Origin of the sequence: Brevundimonas mediterranea (assembly GCF_014196125.1) — a bacterium.
GTDB lineage: Bacteria > Pseudomonadota > Alphaproteobacteria > Caulobacterales > Caulobacteraceae > Brevundimonas > Brevundimonas mediterranea.
The window spans coordinates 491,164-511,231 of record NZ_JACIDA010000001.1; the positions used below are offsets into that span (position 1 = coordinate 491,164).

The window sequence follows — 20,068 nt, forward strand, 5'->3', positions numbered from 1 at the left end:
GATTCGCTGGCCCATGACGATCCACGCTCCGCCGCCGGAAGGCGGCCGTATCATCGACGAGCCGATGGAGACGGCCCTCAGCCGTCGCTATCTGGCCTACGCCCTGTCGACCATCACCAACCGCGCCCTTCCCGATGTTCGGGACGGGTTCAAGCCCGTGCACCGGCGCATCCTGTACGCCATGCACCAGATGCGGCTGAACCCGCAGGCGGCCGCGCGCAAATGCGCCAAGGTCGTCGGCGAGGTCATGGGCGGATACCACCCGCATGGCGACGCCTCGATCTATGAAGCCCTGGTGCGCCTGGCCCAGGATTTCGCCCAGCGCTATCCGCTGGTCGACGGTCAGGGGAACTTCGGCAATATCGACGGCGATAGCGCTGCGGCCATGCGCTACACCGAGTGCAAGCTGACACCGGCCGCCGTGCTGCTGCTGGACGGGATCGATCAGGATTCCGTCGATTTCCGCGCCACCTATGACGATCAGGACGAGGAGCCGGTGGTTCTGCCGGCCGGCTTCCCCAATCTGCTGGCCAACGGCTCGTCCGGCATCGCCGTGGGCATGGCCACCTCGATCCCGCCGCACAATGTCGGCGAGTTGATCGACGCCTGCCAGATGCTGCTGGACCGGCCCGAGACGACGACGGCCGAACTGGTGCAACTGGTGCCGGGACCGGACTTCCCGACCGGCGGGGTCGCCGTGGAGGGCCACGCTTCGATCCTGGACGCCTATGAGACGGGCCGGGGCGGGGTGCGGCTGCGGGCGCGCTGGGAGACCGAGGACCTGGGGCGCGGCGTGTGGCGGATCATCGTCACCGAGATGCCGTACCAGGTGCAGAAGTCGCGCCTGATCGAGGCGCTGGCGGACCTGATCGAGCACAAGAAGGCGCCGCTGCTGGGCGACGTGCGCGACGAGTCGGCGGAAGACATCCGCCTGATCCTCGAGCCCAAGAACCGCACCATCGAGCCCGAGATGCTGATGGAGAGCCTGTTCAAGCTGTCGGATCTGGAAGTGCGCTTCCCGATCAACATGAACGTTCTGGATGCAGACGGCACCCCGCGCGTCATGGGGCTGAAGGCCTGCCTGAGGGCCTTCCTGGATCACCGCCGCGAGGTTCTGAACCGCCGGTCGCAGTGGCGGATCGCGCGCGTCGAGAAGCGGCTGCACCTGCTGGAAGGCCTGCGCGTCGTCTTCCTGAACCTGGACGAGGTGATCCGCATCGTCCGCGAGGAGGAACAGCCCAAGGCCGTCCTGATCGCGCGGTTCGGTCTGACCGAGGTCCAGGCCGACTTCATCCTCGACACCCGGCTGCGTCAGTTGGCGCGTCTGGAAGAGATGACGATCGAGAAGGAGTTCAAGGAACTCTCGGAAGAGCTGGCGCACCTGCAGGCCCTGACGTCTTCGGAAGGCAAGCAGTGGAAGGCCATCTCCAAGGAGTTGGAGGCCGTGCGCAAGGCGCTGATCTCGCCGCGCCGGACGACCATCGCCGACGCCGTGGACGCATCCGCCTTCGTGGCGCCCGAGGCGTTCATCCCGCGCGAGGCGATCACGGTCATCCTGTCGGAACGCGGCTGGATCCGCGCCGCCAAGGGCAAGGTCGAGGACCCTTCGGAGCTGAAGTTCAAGGAAGGCGACCAGCTGGCCTATCTGGTCCCGGCCTATACGACCGACAAGCTGCTGGTCGGGGCGTCGGACGGACGAATCTTCACCATCGGGGCGGACAAGCTGGCGTCCGGTCGCGGGCATGGCGAGCCGCTGCGCCTGATGATCGACTTAGATGAGAAGGCCGAGATCATCAACGTTCTGGCGCACCAGCCGGGCGGCAAGCTGCTGATCGCGTCGAAGGCCGGCTATGGCTTCATCGCGCCGGAGGACGAGACCCTGGCCCAGAAGCGGGGCGGCAAACAGGTGCTGAACGGCGACATGCTGGCCATGCTGCGCATCCCGCAGGCACCGGTGGCCGATCACGTCGCGACCATAGGCGAGAACATCAAGACCCTGATCTTCCCGTTGGACGAACTGCCCGAGATGGGACGCGGCAAGGGCGTACGGCTGCAGAACTTCAAACAGGGCGGTCTGGCCGACGTCACCGTGTTCAACGCCGAACAGGGGCCGGAATGGGCCGACGGCGGCGGACGCCGTCGCAACTGGCCGGACTGGAAGGACTGGCTGGGCAGGCGCGCCGGGGCCGGCCGTCAGGGGCCGCGAGGCTTGCGGAAGTTCAGGTAGGCGGCCGGGCGCCTCTCGATGACGCGAAGTCGTCCGCAGTGAGTCCGGCGCAGCGCCTTCAGCGGCCGGGTGAACGCGTCGTCGCAGCCGCGAGTCCGGACGCGGCTTGTTGAAGGGCTTCGCGGGCTTGCGACAAGGCGTAATCGGCGATCAGCGTCGCCCCATTAGGAGCCGGTGCTGTTGCGCCGGATTGATCCGAGAGCGTCGCACTGAGCGAGGATGATCGTTCCGGCTGATGCTGCGTCCACGCGGCGGCGATGCGGGCTTCTTTTTCTTCGTCGTTCAAGTTGGGGTCCGCGCAGATCTCGCCCGCCTGACTTCCAAAAGCCCTCATGCGCTCGCCGAAAGCCTCCACCGTCTCGGTCGGTGCGGGGCGCGCATGTGATCTAATCGGAGCGTCGTCATCTTGAGCGTGCGCAATACAGGTATTGTTTGGAGACCTAAGGTCGTGATCTTGTGCTGTCGCGGCCAACGGAAGTATAAAAAACGTCACAGCCAGGGAAAATGTCTTCAACATCTTTTGCTCCTTGTGTCGCCTTCAAGATTGCTGCTGGCGTCCCGCAGTTCAAATGAAATCGCAGTAATGAGCATTTGGCGTTTGCGTCTCGAAACCCTCTACCCCTCGAAACGCTTTTGAACTTCAGCATCCAAGGCGACCCAGCCCAGCTTTCCGAGCACTTCCATCGGGCGGAAGTCGGCCTTGTAATCCATCTTCTCCGAGCCCTGGACCCAGTAACCCAGATAGACGAAGGGCAGGCCGACCTGGGCGGCCTGGCGGATATGGTCGAGGATGGCGAACCGACCCAGGCTGCGGCGCTCCATCGCCGGATCATAGAAGCTGTAGACCATCGACAGACCGTCTTTCAGCAGGTCGGTCAGGGTGACGGCGACCAGATCGCCCGGCCCGCCGTCGGTGGAGGCCAGGCGATATTCGATCAGATGGGTGCGCACAGTCGTGTCCTCGACCATGGCGACATAGTCGAGCCAGCCCATGTCGCTCATGCCGCCGGTCGGATGGCGGGTGGTCAGATAGCGGCGCAGCAGTTGGAACTGTTCGGTCGTGGCTTCGGCCTCGACCAGGCTGCGCGACAGGTCGTCGTTGCGGGTCAAAACCTTGCGCTGCGACCGTGTGAAGGCGAACTCGGGCACGGGCAGGCGGACCGAGACACAGGCGTCACAGGCTTCGCAGGCCGGGCGATAGGCGATGTTCTGACTGCGGCGAAAACCGGCCACGGTCAGTTCGTCATTGACGTGGGCGCCGTCCGAGAAGGGCAGGTTGGCGAAGACCTTGCGCTCGGTCTTGCCGGGCAGATAGGGACACGGCGCGACCGAGGTCATGAAGAACCGGAGCTGTCGTGTCGGGACATGCTGCGTCACGGCGCTAGATCCGCACCCGATCTTGCCGAGAGTGTGACGGTCGAAGGCTCATTCCGGGATTTGGCGTCATTCCTCGCCGGGCCGCAAGCGCGTTCGCGCCACAGCCGAGCGGGATCACAGCGAGGTGTCCATCGGCAGGACCGGCGCCTCGCGCAGCAGGACTATGGCGATGCGGCGGTTGCCGGCCAGGGTCGGGTCGTCGGGATAGAGGGGGTCCGAACCCGCTTTGCCGGCGACGGAATAGACCCGGTCGGCGTCCACGCCGGCGCTCTGAAGCACCAGACGCGAGCCGTTGGCCCGTTCCGAGGACAGGGTCCAGTCGGCCGGACCGCTGGCGCGATTGGAGCCGGGCGTGGCGCTGGTGTGGCCGGTGATGGAGATGCGGTTCGGCAGCTGATTGATGACCTTGGCCACGGCGCGCAGCAGGACCTGAGCCCGGGCGTTCGGCCGGGCCGAGTTGTTGTCGAACATCGAGCGGCCCTCCTGATCGACCAACTGGATGCGCAGGCCCTCGGGCGTCTGATCGACGATCAGCTGTTTCGACAGCTCCGCCAGTTCCGGCATCGACTGCATGGCCTGACGCAGGGATTCGGCGGCGCTGGCGAACTCCGCCGCCTCGCGCTTCTGGATCTCGGCCTGGAGCGCGGCCTCGCTGGCCGATGCGAGATTGGTGCTGGATCCGGGGGCCGTGGCGTCGGCCGGGGCTTCGGGCGCGAGTTGCTCGAGCACCGACTGGGATCCGGAGCTCTTGGGGCCGTCGTCGCCCAGGGACGTGCCGCCCAGTATGCCGCCCGATCCGGAGGTGGTTTCGGACACGCTGGCCGGAGCGAAATACTCGGCTATGCCTTTCTTCTGCTCCGGATCGGTCGTGTTGATCAGCCACATCAGCAGGAAGAAGGCCATCATGGCGGTCACGAAGTCCGCATAGGCCACCTTCCAGGCGCCGCCGTGGTGGCCGCCGCCGGACACCTTCTTGACCTTCTTGATGAGGATCGGACGATCGCTCACGGACATGGATGACTACCCCGAGTATTTGCGGTCCATTGTGGGCGCAGCAAGGTTAACCCCGCGTTGATCCGGGCGCAGCGCCTTGAACACAGTTCCGGCGCGGCCTAGTGCCTGCGTCAGACCAAGGAGATTGTCATGAAGATCGCATTCGCCGGCCTGGGCGTCATGGGCGCCCCGATGGCGCGTCACCTGGTCGAGGCGGGGCACGACGTGACCGGCTTCAATCGCAGCCCGGCCAAGGCCAAGGCCTGGGCTTCTGCGGTGGGCGGACGGTTCGCGGCGACGGTGGCTGAAGCGGCCCAGGGCGCCGATCTGTTCATCCTGTGCGTCGGCAATGATGACGACGTGCGCGCCGTCGCGACCGAAGCCCTGCCGCATCTGGCCGAAGGTGCGGTGATCGTGGATCACACCACGACGTCGGCGAAGGTGGCGCGCGAGATGGCGGAACTGGCCGAGGGGCAGGGGCGCCGCTTCATCGACGCCCCGGTGTCGGGCGGCCAGGCGGGCGCCGAGAACGGGCAACTCAGCGTCATGGCCGGCGGCGACGCCGAGGCGCTAACCGGGGTTGAGCCGGTTTTGAAGGCCTATTCCAAGGCGATCAAACATATGGGGCCGGCCGGATCGGGCCAGTTGACCAAGATGGTCAATCAGATCGCCATCGCCGGCGTGGTTCAGGGCCTGGCCGAGGCGGTGCATTTCGCCCAGGTCGCGGGCCTGGATACCGACGCCGCCTTTGACGCCGTCTCCAAGGGCGCGGCCCAGAGCTGGCAGATGGACAACCGCTGGAAGACGGCGGCCAGAGGCGAGTTCGAATTCGGCTTCGCCGTCGACTGGATGCGCAAGGATCTGGGCCTGGTGCTTGACGAGGCCCGGTCGAACGGCGCGCGTCTGGCCCTTACGGCTTTGGTCGATCAGTTCTACGCCGAGGTCCAGGCCATGGGCGGAAATCGCTGGGACACCTCCAGCCTGGCGGCGCGACTTCAGTCGAAGGACTGAAGTCGCGCAAGGGAAGTGGCGGATCAGGCCGCTTCCCAGCCCTTGTCGACGGCCCAGACGGCGAAGGCGTAGTCGTGGGCGACCTCTTTCAGATAGTCGAACCGACCGGCGGCGCCGCCGTGTCCCGCCTCCATATTGATCTTCAACAGCACCGGCTTGCCGGAGGTGGTCGCCGGCCGCAGCTTGGCGACCCATTTCTGGGGCTCCCAATAGGTGACGCGGGGATCGGACAGGCCGCCGGTCGCCAGTATGGCGGGATAGGCTTTCGGCCCCACCTGATCATAGGGGCTGTAGCTCATCATATAGTCGTAGGCCTCGGGGTCCTCGATGGGATTGCCCCACTCGGGCCACTCCGGCGGCGTGAGCGGCAGGGAGGTGTCGCTCATCGTGTTGATCACATCGACGAAGGGCACCTGGCCGATGACGCCGGCCCACAGGTCGGGCCGCATGTTGTTGACGGCGCCCATCAGCAGGCCGCCGGCCGAGCCGCCCTGGGCGACGATGTGTCCGGCAGTCGCGTATTTCCGGTCGATCAGGTGTTCGGCGGCGGCGACGAAGTCGGTGAAGGTGTTCTTCTTCGTCATTCGGCGGGCGTCCAGGAACCAGCCCCAGCCCTTGTCCGACCCGCCCCGGATATGGGCGATGGCGTAGATCCAGCCGCGATCGACCAGCGATAGTCGGTTGGTCGAGAAGCTGGCGGGCATCGGAATGCCATAGGAGCCGTAGCCGTAGAGCAGGAGGGGCGCCGAACCATCGACGGGCGTGGATTTGCGACGCAGCACCGTGACCGGCACCAGCTGTCCGTCCGAAGCCGGGGCGTTCAGCCGCTCCACCACATAGTCTGCAATGTCGTGGCCCGAGGGGATCTGCTGGGTCTTGCGCAGTGTCCGCTCGCGCGTCGCCATGTCGTAGTCGAACGTCTGGGTCGGGGTGGACGGAGAATTGTAGGCGTAGCGGGTGGTCGTCGTTTCGAACTCGGACGCGCCTGCCAGCGACAGGGCGAAGGCGGGTTCGTCCACGGCGATCTCATGCTCGGCGCCGGCGCGGTCGCGGATGATGATGCGGGTGTTGGCGTCGGCGCGTTCCTGGCGGGCCAGGTGGTCCTTCGTCAGGTCCATGCCTTCGATGAAGCGGCCGGGCGTGTGCGGCACCAGGTCGGTCCAGTTGGTCTTGGCCGGCGTCGCGGTCGGGGCCTGGACGATCTTGAAGTCGATGGAGTCGTCGGCGTTGGTGCGGATCACCCAACGGTCGCCCCAGTGATCGACGTCGTAGCGGAGGGCCACCACGCGAGGCTCAAGAATCACGGGTTCGGCCGTGGGCGTCGCGGCCGGGATGTAGCGCGCTTCCGACGTCTCCTGGTTCTGGATGCCGATGACGATGAACTGGTCGTCGGCGGTGCGGCCGACGCCGATGAACATCCCGTCGTCGGCCTCTTCATAGACCAGGGTGGTTTCGCCGCCGCGCGCCGGGCGACGGAAGATCTTGTCCGGGCGACCGTTGTCGTCGCGATTGGTCCAGAAGATCCACTGGCTGTCGGGCGAGAAGACAAAGTCGCCGGTGGCGCTGTCGATCACGTCGGGCAGAACTTCGCCGGTCGCCAGGTCCTTGACGTAGATCTTGTGGACCTCGGAGCCCTGGGCGTCCTCGGCATAAGCGAACAGGCTGTGGTCCGGGCTGTGGCTCGCGGCCGAAACTTCCGAATAGGCCTTGCCCTCGGCGAGTGCGTTAGCGTCCAGGAGCAGTTGAGGCGTGGGCGCGACGACGAAGTTCTTCGTCACCGGCTGGCCGTCCGCCATCCACGCGCCCTGACGCTCGACGCGCATGTAGCGGGGATGCTGGTCGCCTGTACGATATTCGACGTAGTAGTTCCAATCGCCGTCCGAGGCCGGAACTGAGCTGTCGTCTTCCTTGATGCGACCGCGCATCTCCGTGAACATCGCCTGCTGCAGCGGCAGGGTGGAGGCCATCATGGCCTCGCGGTAGGTGTTTTCGGCCGTCAGGTGTTCCTTGACGTCGGCCTTGATCAGGGTCGGATCGCGCAGCACGGCCTGCCAGTTGTCGTCCTTCATCCAATGATAGTCGTCGGTCCGCGTGCGGCCCAGTTGTTCGATGACGACAGGGATCTTCTTGGCGACGGGGGGCTGGGGCATTGAGGGTCCGGTAGTCTGAGCGGGCTTGGCGAGGGCGGGGGTGGTGACCGCGACGGCGGTTGCGGCGGTCGAGACGATCAACTGGCGACGGTTCATTGGTTGGGCCCCCTTATTCGGACCCGAACCTTGTGCGTGGCCCATGGCGGCGTCAAATGAAGAAAAGCCGGGGAAGGCGCTTTGCCTTGATGTTCGACCTCCAGACCCAGCCGACAGCCTCTGTCGAGGCCACGCAGACCGTGTTGCGTTCCGCCAGGGACCTGACCGTGACCATGATCCGGGCGACGGTCCAGATCGACCAGCCGAACGGCGACGGCACGCGAACCGTGGGCGCGGGCTTTCTGCTGAATGCGCCGCGGGCGGACGGCACGCCGCGCACTGTCCTGGTCACCGCCGATCATGTGCTGAGTCGGATGCCTGACAGCGAGGCGCGGATCGGATGGCGCGTCGAACTGCCGGACGGGGGATGGCGTTTCGATCCCCAGCCGCTGACCATTCGGGACGCAGACTCTGACCCGCTATGGACCAAGCCGGGCGACCGCGACATTGCGGTCATGGAGATCAGCGCGCCGGCCGCCTTCGCCCGTGACGCCATTCCGATCGCCTGGCTGGCGGACAGGGAGGCGTTCGACGCAGCCGAGGTCGGGCCGGGCGACGATATGCGGACGCTGGGCTTTCCCCGGGGATTGTCGGCCAACCGCGCCGGGTTTCCGATCCTGCGCGTTGGGCGGATCGCATCCTGGCCGCTGACGCCGATCAGCGCCTTTCCGACCTTCCTGCTCGATCTGGCCGTCTTTCCGGGCGACTCGGGCGGACCGGTGTTCTGGATGCCGGCGACGCGGCCGTCGTCGGACCTGTCGACGGTCCATCCCTATGTCGCCGGGGTGCTGACCCAGGAAGTCATCGTCCAGGACGAGCGGCTCAGGATCGGCGTGGTGGTCCACGCCGACTATATCCGCGAGGCGGTGGCCCTGCTGGACCAGAAGGCCGCGCCGGCGCCCTGAGGCGCCGAACGCACGCCGTCTCAGCCCGTCAGGGCTTCCGCCGTCAACCGCTTCAGCAGGTCGCCGCCCTGGCCCACGGCCGCCAGGCGGCTGGAGACATGGCCCAGCACATTGGCGGCATAGACCTCATACAGGTCCAGCTTGCCTTGCAGCCAAACGGGGTCGCCTTCACCGGTGCCCAGCCGCGCCTTGGCCGCCAAGGCGCCCTTGGCCAGCATCCATCCGCCGACCACGTCGCCCATCAGTTTGAGATAGGCGTCGGCGGCCGCCAGGACATCGGCGGCCGCCTCGGGCTCGGCCTTGCGGTCCAGCAGCCACAGGGTGGCGTCCTGAACCGCCTCGATCCCCGTGGCGAAACGTTCGAGGGGCTTGCCGGAATAGAGGTGGGCCAGGTCCACCAGGGTCGCCTTCATGTCGACGATCAAAGCCCGGGCCGCTTCCCCGCCATCCATCGAAAGCTTGCGGCCGACCAGGTCCATGGCCTGGATGCCGTTGGTGCCTTCGTAGATCGGGGCGATGCGGGCGTCGCGGTAGTATTGGGCGGCGCCGGTCTCTTCGATGAAGCCCATGCCGCCGTGAATCTGAATGCCCAACGAGGCGACCTCGCAGCCCACGTCGGTGGACCAGGCCTTGGCGATGGGGGTGAACAGGTCCTCGCGCGCCTTCCAGCGCCGGCGGTCGTCCTCGGTTCCGGCATGACGGGCGAGGTCGGCGGCGACGCCGGTCGACAGGCAGATGGCGCGGGCGGCCGAGGTCTTGGCCTTCATCACACCCAGCATCCGGCGAACGTCGGGATGGTCGAAGATCGGAGCGTTGGCCTCGCCGGTCCAGACCGAGCGGCCCTGCCGGCGATCCAGCGCATAGGCGAGGGCGTGCTGATAGGCGCGTTCGGCGATGCCGACGCCCTCGACGCCGACGGCGAGGCGGGCGGCGTTCATCATCACGAACATATGGGCCAGGCCCTCGTTCGGTCGGCCGACCAGTTCGGCGCGGGCGCCCTCATAGCTCATGACGCAGGTGGGGGAGGCGTGGATGCCCAGCTTGTGCTCTACGCCGACAGGGCGGAAATCACTGCGGTCGCCCAGGCTCCCGTCGTCATTCACCGCAAACTTGGGCGTCAGGAACAGACTGATGCCCTTGGGCCCCTTCGGCGCATCGGGCAGGCGGGCCAGAACCAGGTGGATGATGTTGTCGGTGGCGTCGTGATCGCCCCAGGTGATGTAGATCTTCTGGCCGTTCAGGGCGTAGGTGCCGTCGCCGTTCGGCGTCGCCGTGGTGATCAAGGAACCCAGGTCCGACCCGGCGCCCGGCTCGGTCAGCACCATGGCCCCGGTCCATTCGCCGCTGACCAGCTTGGTCAGATATTTGTGCTTCTGTTCCTCGGTCCCGACTTGGTCCAGCGCCTCGATGGCGGCCAAGGACAGCATGGGGCAGAGGCCGAAGGCCATATTGGCCGAATGGACTGTCTCGAAGGCCGCAAGCTCCAGCGCCTTGGGCAGGGCCTGGCCCCCGACCTCGGCGGGCGCGGACAGGCCGGTCCAGCCGCCGGCGGCGAATTGGCGATAGGCGTCGGCGAATCCAGGCGCGGCGGTGACGGCGCCGTTCGCATAATGAGAGCCTTGCTGATCGCCGATGCGGTTCAGGGGGGCGAGCACCTCTTCGGAGAACTGGCCTGCCGCTTCCAGCACGGCGCCCGCGACGTCTGAATCATAGTCCGGGAAGGCGCCGGTTGCGGAGACGTCGGCCATTCCGGCGATCGCCTCCAGGGTGAAGGCCAGGTCACGGACGGGGGCGCGGTAGCTCATGGGTTTCCTCGATGCATATTCAGGCCTAAGTGCCTCGTCATCGCCTCTCGTCGCAAGCGACTTGGCGCAAGGCTCTTCGTCGGGGCACAGTGGCGCCCTGCCGCCGCGGAAGGGAAGTCATGGCCGAACCTCGCAATCGCTATTCGACGGTGTCGCTGGCGCTGCACTGGATCATCGCCCTGGGCGTTCTGGCCCAGGTGCTGCTGATCACGGCGCATGAGAAGACGGAAGGCGCTCTGTCGGGCCAATTCGTCATGCTGCACAAATCCGTGGGGATCACCATCCTAGTGCTGACCCTGGCGCGAATCGGCTGGCGGCTGGCGCATCCGGCCATTCCCCTCCCGGGCCACTTGCCGCGATGGGAAAGGCAGGCGGCGCGTGCGACCCATGTGCTGTTCTATGTCGTCCTGATCGCCATGCCGATGACCGGCTGGCTGGCCTCATCGGCGGCCGGGCGGGAGATCGCCTGGTTCGGTCTACTCGACTGGCCTCTGCTGCCGGTCGGCGGCGGTCGCGAGACGGCGGGTCGGTTCATGGAGGTCCATGAGGTGGTGATGAAGGGCCTGTATGTCCTGATCGCGCTTCATGTTCTGGGTGCGCTGAAGCACCAATTCATCAATCGTGACAATGTGCTGCACCGGATGATCCCGCTGATCCCGCGTCGGCCATGACTCAAAGGTCCGGCGATACGGCCGATCAGGCGGCGACGGCTCTGCGCCGGGGCGAACTGATCCTGCTGCCGACCGAGACCGTCTATGGCGTGGGCGCCGACGCGGGCAACGCCGAGGCGGTGGCCGCCATCTTCCAGGCTAAGGGAAGGCCGCGCTTCAATCCCTTGATTTCTCATGTCGCCGACGCCGTCGCGGCCGAGGCTGTCGGGGTGTTCGACGTCTCGGCCCGGGCGCTAGCCGAGGCCTTCTGGCCGGGACCCTTGACCCTGGTGACGCCGGTGCGGGACGGCGGGCGCGTCTGTGATCTGGCGCGGGCCGGGCTGGACAGCGTGGCCATCCGCGTTCCGGGCCATGCGGCGGCGCGGGGGGTGCTGTCGGCCTTTGGCGGGCCGGTCGTGGCGCCCTCGGCCAATCGGTCGGGACGGCCCAGTCCGACGAATTTCGCCGATGCGGTCGAGGAGACCGGGTTCGCCGTCACGGCGGCCGTGGACGGCGGGCCCTGCGCGGTGGGGCTGGAGAGCACGGTCGTGTCGGTGCTGGACGGGCGGGTGTCGCTGCTGCGGCCGGGCGCGGTGACCCGCGCCGAGATCGAGGCCGTGGTCGGGCCGCTGGCGGACAGCGGCGACGGGCACAGGTCGCCGGGCCGGCTGGCGGCGCATTACGCCCCGGACGCCCCGGTTCGGATCGACGTCGTCGAGCCGCGTGACGGCGAGATCCTGCTGGGCTTCGGACCGGGGGCGGGCGATCCGCGCTGGAGCTTGAGCGCCTCGGGCGATCTGCGAGAAGCGGCGGCCAACCTGTTCAGATTGTTCAGGGAAGCGGATCGCACGCATCCCGCCGGCATCGCCGTGTCGCCGATTCCGTCACAGGGTCTGGGCGAGGCGATCAACGACCGTCTGCGCCGCGCCGCCGGCTTCGTCGGCTAGCCGAACCGGGCCTGGAGATCGACGCTGGAGTGCCGCCCGACGCTGGGCAGGCAGGTCTCCAGCCAGTCGTCGGCGGCGGCCCGTCCCCGCGCCTTCAGATCATTGAGGAAGCTCCATTCGGTGTTGAACTTGGACCTCAGCGACAGGTCCGACAGCCAGCCGTCGGCTTCGATGGCGTGCAGCCGGACCTGACGATAGGACCCGCCGCCGTGTTTCAGCTGGCCCCCGGCGATCATCTCGGCGGCCATGGCGATGGCGCGCAGCTCGGCGACCAGGGGGGCGTTGAAGACGATCTCGTTCAGCCGTTCGACGATGTCGCCGGCGCTGCGCGGCGTCTCGTCGCGAACCAGGGCGTTCAGCGTCACCAGCAGGACGTCGTCGGGCGTGTCATCGCCGGTCAGGGGCCACAGCGGCGGATTGGTCAGGTAGCCGCCGTCCCAATAGGGTTCGCCGTCGATCTCGATCGCCTGGAACAGATGGGGCAAACAGGCCGAGGCCATCAGGACGTCGGCGGTGATCTCGCCGGATTCGAAGATGCGGGCCCGGGCCTGGCGCACGGCGGTGGCGGCGACGAACATCTTTATGTCGGATGCCTGAACCGCGCCGAAATCGACCGCCGCCTTTAGAACGCGTTTCAGAGGATTGTGATTTAGCGGATTGAATTCATAGGGACTCATGGACATGGCCAGGGTCTCGCCGGCGCGCCATAGCGGGGTGTCCTTGATCCAGTCCGGCGTCTGGGCCGGGTTCCACAGGGTGCTGTCGCCGAAGACGTTGCGGCCGCCCGACTGGTTGATCTCGCGCCACAGTTTGTCGAGGGCGGCGCGGGCGTCGCCGGCGGCCAGGCCCGAAACCAGGGCCGCGCCGTTCATGGCGCCCGCCGAGACGCCCGAGACGGCGCGAACCTCCAGGCGGCCGTCCTCCAGCAGCCGGTCCAGCACGCCCCACTGGAAGGCGCCGTGCGCTCCGCCGCCCTGCAGCGCCAGGGACAGGGGCCGTCGTCCCGAGGTCGAGGGGACGACGTCCGTCGGTTCGGCGGCCTTTCTTTTGAAGATCGCCATGCCGCCGCCCCCTAGGTCATTGGTCTATTGCGCGGTCCAGCCGCCGTCGATGGAGAAGCTGGCGCCGTTGGCCGAGGCGCCCAAGTCACTGACCAGATAGAGGAACAGGCCCGCCAACTGGTCGGTCGTCACGAATTTCTTGGTCGGCTGGGCGGCCAGGATGACGTCGTGCAGCACCTGTTCCTTGGAGATGCCGCGGGTGCGGGCTTGATCGGCGATCTGTTTCTCGACGATCGGGGTCTCGACGAAGCCGGGGCAGATGGCGTTGCAGGTGATATTGTCCTGGGCCAGTTCCAGGGCCACCGTCTTGGTGAAACCGACGATCCCGTGCTTGGCCGCAACATAGGCCGACTTGAACGGGCTGGCGACCAGGCCGTGGGCCGAGGCCATGTTGACGATCCGGCCGCGCCCCTGGGCCTTCATGATCGGGATGGCCGCGCGGGTGGCGTAGAAGGCCGAGGACAGGTTGATGGCGATGATCTGCTCCCACTTGTCGGTGGGGAATTTCTCGACGGATTCGACGTGCTGGATGCCGGCGTTGTTGACCAGGATGTCGAGGCGGCCGAACTCGTGTTTGGCGAAGGCGACCATGTCGGCGATCTCATCGCCGCGCATCATATTGGCCGCGTGATAGCGGACCCGGCCGCTGGAGCCGGCTTCCAGCCCTGCGCGGGTGCGTTCGATCTCGGCCGGATCGCCCAGGCCGTTCAGCACCACGTCGCCGCCGCGCGCCGCCACGGCCCGCGCCAGGGCCAGGCCGATGCCCGAGGTCGAGCCGGAAATGACGGCGACCTGACCCTTCAGGTCGCCGATGTCGCGAAACACCGGGGCGTCCCCGTGTGCGGCGGCTGGTGCAGCGCCGGGTCCCTTGGATGACTTCGACCAGTTGAACATGAATCCGCCCTTCGTGTTTTGTCGAGAGACTAGCGGCAGGACGGGGCGGGGATCAAGAATTTCCCGGCCTGATGAATATCCACTCGTTGTCCGTGGAGGCAGCCTTGTCGAACCTGTAGCCGTCGCGGTCAAAAGCCTTCAAGTCCTCGACCCGTTCCACCCGCTCGTCGATGGCGAACCGGGCCATGGCCCCGCGGGCCTTCTTGGCGAAGAAGGAGATGATGCGGCTCCCGCCATTCTTCTCTTCGCGGAACTGGGGGGTGACGACCGGCAGTTTCAGGGCCTTGGCGTCGACGGCGCCGAAATATTCCTGGCTGGCCAGATTGACCAGGGTCGGGTCGGCGTGACCCTCGGCGTCCGCGTTCAGCTGTTTCGAGATCCGGTCGCCCCAGAAATCATAGAGGCTGGACCCGCGCCGGGTCTTGAGCCGCGTGCCCATTTCAAGCCGATAGGGCTGGATCCGGTCCAGCGGGCGCAACAGGCCGTAGAAGCCCGACAGGATGCGCAACCGGTCCTGGGCGAAGTCGAGGGCCGGGGCGTCGAGCTCGCGCGCCTTCAAACCCTCATAGACGTCGCCGGCGAAGGCGAAGGCGGCCTGGACCCCGTCGGTCGAGTCCGAATCGAAGGCCTTGAACCGTTCCAGATTCAGGGTGGCGAGGTCGTTGGAAATGCTCATCAGGCGGCGCAGATCGGCCTTGGTCTGGCGCCGCGCCGTGGTCGCCAGGCTGGCGGTGTCCTCGAGAAAGCGGCGGTCCGTGCCGGGAAGGGCGGGGTCGGCTTCGGTGAAGTCCAGCCGCTTGGCGGGAGAAAGAACGATCAGCAAGAGGCGGCTCCGTGGTGGCCCGCTGACATAGGGCGCCTTGGTGACGATTTGAACCGGGCGCGATGACGGCGTGGGGGATCGTCCTCGCGCTTTCGCTGCGAAGTTCATGGAGGCCCTTTGGAAGTGGAGGGCTGGGCGGGGCGCCGGGCCTTGGCCCGGTGTTTTGTGTTTTGAGTAGGTTTGACGCCCCGCTGCGCGGGGATCCACCCCAAGGGGCGAGGAATGGGATGGCGGAGGGGGGCGTCGCCGAGCGTCTAGAACAACACCGCCGGGTTCATGATCCGTTTGGGGTCTATGGCGCGGCGGATGGCGGCCATGGTCTCGATCTCGAGGGGGGATTTGTAGCGTTTGACCTCTTCGGTCTTCAGCCGGCCCAGGCCGTGTTCGGCGGAGATGGAGCCGTCGTAGGTTCCGACAACGTCGTGAACCACTTGCGAGCCTTCCTTCCAGCGACCGATGAAGGCGGGGATGTCCTGACCCACGCCCGGCAGGATGTCATAGTGCAGATTGCCGTCGCCGACGTGGCCGAAGACCGAGATGCGGGCGCCGAGGTGGAAACGTTCCACGGCGGCCGAGGCTTCGTCGATGAATTCGGCGATGCGGCTGATGGGGACGGAGACATCGTGTTTCCAGCCGCCGCCCTCGGGCTTGAGCGCCGCCGAATGTTCTTCGCGCAGACGCCAGAAGGCGGCGCGCTGGGCGTCGTTCTGGGCGATGGCGGCGTCGGTGATCAGGCCTTGTTCGAAGGCGACCTCCAGCAGGGCCTCCATCTGGGCCTCGGCGCCGCCGGGCGTCCCGGAGGCGATCTCGATCAGGACATACCAGTCGGGCGTTGAATCTAGCGGTTCGCGGGTGTCGGGGATGTTCTTGAGCACCAGTTCCATGCCCAGACGCTTCATCAGCTCGAAGGCCTCGACCCCGCCGCCGGTCTCGGCCTTGGCGCGGGCCAACAGCTCGACCGAGGCGGCGGCCGTCTCCAGGCCGACGACGGCGACGGCGCGAGAGCGCATGATGGGGAAGAGTTTCAGGGTGGCGGCGGTGACGACGCCCAATGTGCCCTCGGCGCCGATCAGCAGCTGTTTCAGGTCGTAGCCGGTGTTGTCCTTGCGCAGGCGCTTCAGGCCCCGGAAGATCTCGCCATTGGGCATGACCGCCTCTAGGCCCAGCACTAGGTCGCGCATCATGCCGTAGCGGAGCACCTGGGTGCCGCCGGCGTTGGTGGAGATGACGCCGCCGATGGTGGCCGACCCCTCGGCCGCGAGGCTGAGCGGGAAATAGCGGCCGGCCGCCGTCGCCGCCTGCTGCGCCTCCAGCAGGGTCAGGCCGGCCTCGACCGTCATGGCGTCGTCCAGGGGGGTGACGTCGCGGACGGCGCGCATCTTGCGGGTCGACAGCAGGACCTCGCCGAAGGGGATCTGGCCGCCGACCAGGCCGGTGCCGCCGCCCTGGGGCGTGACGGCGACGCCTTCGCGGGCGCAGATGGCGACCGCCTTGGCCGTCTCCTCGGTCGAGCGCGGGGTGAGCAGGATCGGCGTATGGCCGGTCCAGCGGTTGCGCCATTCGGTCAGGGCCGGGGCGATGACCTCGGGATCCTGGGTCCAGCCGCCCGGACCCAGGGCGGCTTTCAGTTCGTCCAGAACGGCGGGAGAGGGGGCGGGCGTCTGCATGGCTCCCCTTTTGTCAGGCGCGAGGGCGAGGTGGAAGGGCCGTCGGCCTCAGACGTCCAGGTCTTCCTTCACGAACTGGGCGTTTTCCTGGATGAACTGGAAGCGGGCGTCGGCGCGCTTGCCCATCAGGCGTTCGACCAGATCCTCGACGCTGTTTTCGGCGTCTGGGACGGTGATCCGGGCCAGGGTGCGCTTCTTCGGGTCCATGGTGGTCTCCTTCAGCTGGGAGGCCATCATTTCGCCGAGACCCTTGAACCGGCCGATCTCGGTCTTCTTGCCCTTGAAGACGGTGGCCAGCAGTTCGTCGCGGTGGGCGTCGTCGCGGGCGTATTCGCTCAGGGGGCCGGCGGAGATCCGGTACAGGGGCGGCAGAGCCATGAAGACCCGGCCCTGACGGATGGTCTCGGGCATGACGCGATAGAAGAAGGTGATCAGCAGGGCCGCGATATGGGCGCCGTCCACGTCGGCGTCGGTCATGATGACGATTCGCTCGTAGCGCAGGTCGTCGATGTTGAACCGATTGCCGGGCTGGACGCCCAGGGCCAGGGCCAGGTCGGACAGTTCGATATTCTGGCGCAGCTTGTCCGCCGTGGCCGACGCGACGTTCAGGATCTTGCCGCGCAGGGGCAGGATGGCCTGGGTGGTGCGGTCGCGCGCCTGTTTGGCCGAGCCGCCGGCCGAATCGCCTTCGACGATGAACAGTTCGGTGCCCTGGGCCGACTGGCGGCTGCAGTCCGACAGCTTGCCCGGCAGGCGCAGCTTGCGGGTGGCGGCGGCGCGCTGGACCTCCTTGTCCTTGCGGCGTCGCAGACGGTCCTCGGCGCGATCGACGACGAAGCCGAGCAGGGCGTTGGCCTGTTTGGGGCTTTCGGTCAGCCAGTGGTCCAGCGGGTCGCGGAGCAGCTGCTCCACCAGCCGGGCGCCCTCGGGCGAGGACAGGCGGTCCTTGGTCTGGCCCTGGAACTCAGGATTGCGGATGAAGACGCTGATCAGGGCGCCGGCGTTGGCGGTGACGTCCTCGGCCGTGATGATGGCGGCGCGCTTCTCGTTGGTCAGTTCGCCGTAGGATTTCAGACCCTTGACCAGGGCGGCGCGGAAGCCGGCCTCATGGGTGCCGCCGTCGGGGGTGGAGACGGTGTTGCAATAGGACTGGATGAAGCCGTCGGCCTCGCCGAAGCCGATGGGCGACCAGGTGACGGCCCATTCGAAGGCGCCCGCCTCGCCCTGACGCTCGGCGCGGCCGGCGAAGGCGGGGGTGACGGTCTCCAGCTCGCCGATCCGGTCGGTCAGGGCGTCCGCCAGACCGCCGGGGAAGTGGAGCAGGGCCTGGGTCGGGGTTGCGTCGGTGATCCGCTCGGGCGCGCAGGTCCATTTGATCTCGACGCCGCGGAACAGATAGGCCTTGGAGCGGGCCATGCGGAACAGGCGGGCGGGCTTGAAGGCCGCGCCCATGCCGAAGATCTCGTCGTCGGGCTTGAAGCGGATCTGGGTGCCGCGCTTCCTGGACGGCTGGACCTGCTGGATCGGGCCCAGGACGGCGCCGCGCGAGAAGGACTGTTTCCACTCGAAGCCGTCGCGCCAGACGACGACGTCCAGGTGCTCGGACAGGGCGTTGACCACCGAGACGCCGACGCCGTGCAGGCCGCCCGAGGTCTCATAGGCCTTGCCCGAGAATTTGCCGCCCGAGTGGAGGACGGTCATCACCACCTCCAGCGCCGACTTGCCGGGGTGTTTGGGGTGGGGGTCGACGGGGATGCCGCGGCCGTCGTCGCGGACCGACAGATAGCCGTCGGCGTCGAGGTCGACGGTGATCAGTTTGGCGTGGCGGGCCACGGCCTCGTCCATCGCATTGTCGAGGACTTCGGCGAACAGGTGGTGCAGGGCGCGCTCGTCGGTGCCGCCGATATACATGCCGGGGCGTTTGCGGACGGGCTCCAGACCTTCCAGCACCTCGATGGAGGAGGCGGAATAGGCGTTCTGGGCGCCGGCCGTCGGTGCCGCAACGGGGGCTGGCGTTGGGACAGGCGGAGGCGGCGCCTGCGGCGGGGTCACCGCGACGGGTTTGGGGGCCTCGGGCTTGGGAGCGTCGGGCGTGTCGTCAAAAGCGAAGAGGTCGGCGGCCATTCACATAGTCTGAGGCGATTCGGAGCCGGTTCTGGTAGGCCCGTGTCGCCGGTCGAGCAAGCGGCGGTCGCACCGGGACCGGATCGAAGGTCACGGCGCGGGCCAGAATCGCCAGCATCAGGACCCAGGGCAGGTTGGCGTGGGTCAGAAGCACGCTCTCGGACAGGCTCAGCGCGAAGAAGACCGCCAGATAGCCGATGCTCCAGAAGCCTTCGCGGGCGCCCAGGCCGTTCATACGGATCAGGATCATGACGGCGGACACGGCCATGAGGGTTCCGACGGCCACTGCGCCGGGCCAGCCGAGCTGGACCAGCAGATCGATCCAGCCGTTGTGGGCCGAGGGGACAGGCCACTGGGTCTCCAGCCGGATTTCGCGGGCGGGAATCGAATCTACGCCCCAGAAGGCGCTGAAGCCGTAACCGGTCCAGGGGCGTTCGGCGACCTTGCGCATCAGGGCCTCCCAGATCAGGGTCCGGCCGGTCAGGGACGGATCCTTGCCCAGGGCTTCGAGAATTGCGGCGGAATCGGTGTTCCACAGCCAGGCGCCGCCTGCGGCCGATACGACCCCGAGCCAGACGGCCGCGACGGTCACGGCCGCGCCCCCCTGACGCAGGGTCCACCAGCCGCCGACCATGCCGACCCCCAGGATCCAGCACAGCAGCGAGGTCTTGGACTGGGTGGCGACGACCAGAAGCGTGGTCAGGCCCAGGGCCAGCAGGGCGACCCAGGGCTTGCGGCCGTTCTGGGCCAGATGATCGGCGGCCAGGCTGGCGGCGGCGGAGACCGCGCCGACCACCATGATCAGGCCCATCTGGTTCTTCTCGTACCAGAGGCCGCGCCACAGGCCGGCGTTGTCGTACTGGTGAACCCCGATCCGGGGAAAGGCGAAGACCATGATCAGGCTGCCGACCGCCATGACCAGACAGGTGTGCATCAGGACGCGGGGCAGGGCCGCGCCCCGGAAGACCGCGCCCAGATAGACGGCGAAGGCGCTGTTGATCGCCAGGGCGATGACGCGTCGTTCGGTGACGCCGGGATCGATGGACCAGTATTGCGACACATAGGCCAGAGCCACCAGGGCGCCGACCATCAGCCAGGCGGGCCAGGCGCGAATGATTTTTTCGAAACGAAACACGGTCAGGCCGGCGGTGACGGCGTAGACCGGCAGCCAGATCAGGCGAAGGATCGGGGTCTCGCCCTGGTCGGGGGCGATGACCGGGGCGATCAGGGCGCCGGTCAGCATGAAGACGACGAAGCCCGCCGCCCACTGTTCCCAGGCGGGCGGGGCGTCCGAATCATCGATCTGGACGGGCGAGGCGTGCACGGGGCGACTGTCGC

The 20,068-nt window shown here is 67.3% G+C and carries 16 protein-coding genes; 5 read left to right on the forward strand and 11 right to left on the reverse strand.

Annotation, left to right across the window (positions count from 1 at the left end):
• Window positions 1-13: 13 nt before the first annotated feature.
• Window positions 14-2,227, forward strand: coding sequence for a DNA topoisomerase IV subunit A (parC, locus tag GGR11_RS02510; protein ID WP_183195254.1), 2,214 nt, complete (start codon window positions 14-16; stop codon window positions 2,225-2,227).
• Window positions 2,228-2,285: 58 nt separating this feature from the next.
• Here the strand turns inward: parC and GGR11_RS02515 are convergent, their stop codons facing one another.
• From GGR11_RS02515 to GGR11_RS02525, 3 genes are all read right to left on the reverse strand, one after another.
• Window positions 2,286-2,744 (reverse strand): hypothetical protein, encoded by a 459-nt coding sequence (locus tag GGR11_RS02515; RefSeq protein WP_183195255.1) that lies wholly within the window; start codon window positions 2,742-2,744, stop codon window positions 2,286-2,288.
• Window positions 2,745-2,842: 98 nt separating this feature from the next.
• Window positions 2,843-3,604: an arginyltransferase gene (locus GGR11_RS02520; protein ID WP_183195256.1), complete on the reverse strand. Its 762-nt coding sequence runs from the start codon at window positions 3,602-3,604 to the stop codon at window positions 2,843-2,845.
• 114 nt (window positions 3,605-3,718) lie between these two features.
• Window positions 3,719-4,618, reverse strand: a complete 900-nt coding sequence (locus GGR11_RS02525) for a flagellar motor protein MotB (RefSeq protein ID WP_183195257.1) — start codon at window positions 4,616-4,618, stop codon at window positions 3,719-3,721.
• Between the two features lie 129 nt (window positions 4,619-4,747).
• Here GGR11_RS02525 and GGR11_RS02530 point away from each other — a divergent pair, with 129 nt between their 5' ends.
• The gene (locus GGR11_RS02530) at window positions 4,748-5,608 is read left to right on the forward strand and encodes an NAD(P)-dependent oxidoreductase (RefSeq protein ID WP_183195258.1); all 861 of its coding nucleotides are present in this window, start codon (window positions 4,748-4,750) and stop codon (window positions 5,606-5,608) included.
• 23 nt (window positions 5,609-5,631) lie between these two features.
• Here GGR11_RS02530 and GGR11_RS02535 read toward each other — a convergent pair whose 3' ends face one another.
• On the reverse strand, window positions 5,632-7,854 hold the full coding sequence (locus GGR11_RS02535) for a S9 family peptidase (protein WP_183195259.1): 2,223 nt from the start codon (window positions 7,852-7,854) through the stop codon (window positions 5,632-5,634).
• Between the two features lie 89 nt (window positions 7,855-7,943).
• Between GGR11_RS02535 and GGR11_RS02540 the strand changes: the two genes are divergently transcribed.
• A complete protein-coding gene (locus GGR11_RS02540) occupies window positions 7,944-8,759 on the forward strand; it encodes a trypsin-like serine peptidase (protein ID WP_183196352.1) in 816 nt (271 codons plus the stop codon).
• 20 nt (window positions 8,760-8,779) lie between these two features.
• On the opposite strand, the gene GGR11_RS02545 is transcribed toward GGR11_RS02540, so the two are convergent.
• On the reverse strand, window positions 8,780-10,564 hold the full coding sequence (locus tag GGR11_RS02545; protein WP_183195260.1) for an acyl-CoA dehydrogenase: 1,785 nt from the start codon (window positions 10,562-10,564) through the stop codon (window positions 8,780-8,782).
• A 119-nt stretch (window positions 10,565-10,683) separates the two neighbouring features.
• On the opposite strand from GGR11_RS02545, the gene GGR11_RS02550 reads away from it, so the two are divergent.
• Together GGR11_RS02550 and GGR11_RS02555 are read left to right on the forward strand one after the other, a co-directional pair.
• The gene (locus GGR11_RS02550; protein WP_183195261.1) at window positions 10,684-11,235 is read left to right on the forward strand and encodes a cytochrome b; all 552 of its coding nucleotides are present in this window, start codon (window positions 10,684-10,686) and stop codon (window positions 11,233-11,235) included.
• A complete protein-coding gene (locus GGR11_RS02555; RefSeq protein WP_183195262.1) occupies window positions 11,232-12,161 on the forward strand; it encodes an L-threonylcarbamoyladenylate synthase in 930 nt (309 codons plus the stop codon). Before GGR11_RS02550 ends, GGR11_RS02555 begins: the two co-directional genes overlap by 4 nt.
• On the opposite strand, the gene GGR11_RS02560 is transcribed toward GGR11_RS02555, so the two are convergent.
• The 6 genes from GGR11_RS02560 to GGR11_RS16925 all read right to left on the reverse strand — a co-directional run bounded on the left by GGR11_RS02560 (window position 12,158) and on the right by GGR11_RS16925 (window position 20,054).
• Entirely contained in the window at window positions 12,158-13,222 is a 1,065-nt protein-coding gene (locus GGR11_RS02560; RefSeq protein ID WP_183195263.1) for a patatin-like phospholipase family protein, read from the reverse strand. The genes GGR11_RS02555 and GGR11_RS02560 overlap by 4 nt on opposite strands.
• Window positions 13,223-13,246: 24 nt before the next feature.
• Entirely contained in the window at window positions 13,247-14,116 is an 870-nt protein-coding gene (locus GGR11_RS02565) for a 3-hydroxybutyrate dehydrogenase (protein WP_246331499.1), read from the reverse strand.
• Window positions 14,117-14,168: 52 nt separating this feature from the next.
• Window positions 14,169-14,939: a peroxide stress protein YaaA gene (gene yaaA, locus GGR11_RS02570; RefSeq protein WP_183195264.1), complete on the reverse strand. Its 771-nt coding sequence runs from the start codon at window positions 14,937-14,939 to the stop codon at window positions 14,169-14,171.
• 254 nt (window positions 14,940-15,193) lie between these two features.
• The gene (locus tag GGR11_RS02575) at window positions 15,194-16,606 is read right to left on the reverse strand and encodes an FAD-binding oxidoreductase (protein ID WP_183195265.1); all 1,413 of its coding nucleotides are present in this window, start codon (window positions 16,604-16,606) and stop codon (window positions 15,194-15,196) included.
• 48 nt (window positions 16,607-16,654) lie between these two features.
• Window positions 16,655-18,730, reverse strand: a complete 2,076-nt coding sequence (parE, locus tag GGR11_RS02580; RefSeq protein ID WP_183195266.1) for a DNA topoisomerase IV subunit B — start codon at window positions 18,728-18,730, stop codon at window positions 16,655-16,657.
• Window positions 18,705-20,054, reverse strand: coding sequence for an O-antigen ligase family protein (locus GGR11_RS16925; RefSeq protein WP_183195267.1), 1,350 nt, complete (start codon window positions 20,052-20,054; stop codon window positions 18,705-18,707). Before GGR11_RS16925 ends, parE begins: the two co-directional genes overlap by 26 nt.
• Window positions 20,055-20,068: the final 14 nt, after the last annotated feature.

Coding starts and splice junctions, on each gene's coding strand:
- GGR11_RS02535 (WP_183195259.1), bottom strand. CDS start 7,854: ATGAACCGTCGCCAGTTGATCGTCTCGACCGCCGCAACCGCCGTCGCG.
- GGR11_RS02515 (WP_183195255.1), bottom strand. CDS start 2,744: ATGTTGAAGACATTTTCCCTGGCTGTGACGTTTTTTATACTTCCGTTG.
- parE (WP_183195266.1), bottom strand. CDS start 18,730: ATGGCCGCCGACCTCTTCGCTTTTGACGACACGCCCGACGCTCCCAAG.
- GGR11_RS02545 (WP_183195260.1), bottom strand. CDS start 10,564: ATGAGCTACCGCGCCCCCGTCCGTGACCTGGCCTTCACCCTGGAGGCG.
- GGR11_RS02530 (WP_183195258.1), top strand. CDS start 4,748: ATGAAGATCGCATTCGCCGGCCTGGGCGTCATGGGCGCCCCGATGGCG.
- GGR11_RS02575 (WP_183195265.1), bottom strand. CDS start 16,606: ATGCAGACGCCCGCCCCCTCTCCCGCCGTTCTGGACGAACTGAAAGCC.
- GGR11_RS02555 (WP_183195262.1), top strand. CDS start 11,232: ATGACTCAAAGGTCCGGCGATACGGCCGATCAGGCGGCGACGGCTCTG.
- GGR11_RS02540 (WP_183196352.1), top strand. CDS start 7,944: ATGTTCGACCTCCAGACCCAGCCGACAGCCTCTGTCGAGGCCACGCAG.
- GGR11_RS02565 (WP_246331499.1), bottom strand. CDS start 14,116: ATGTTCAACTGGTCGAAGTCATCCAAGGGACCCGGCGCTGCACCAGCC.
- GGR11_RS02560 (WP_183195263.1), bottom strand. CDS start 13,222: ATGGCGATCTTCAAAAGAAAGGCCGCCGAACCGACGGACGTCGTCCCC.
- GGR11_RS02550 (WP_183195261.1), top strand. CDS start 10,684: ATGGCCGAACCTCGCAATCGCTATTCGACGGTGTCGCTGGCGCTGCAC.
- GGR11_RS02525 (WP_183195257.1), bottom strand. CDS start 4,618: ATGTCCGTGAGCGATCGTCCGATCCTCATCAAGAAGGTCAAGAAGGTG.
- parC (WP_183195254.1), top strand. CDS start 14: ATGACGATCCACGCTCCGCCGCCGGAAGGCGGCCGTATCATCGACGAG.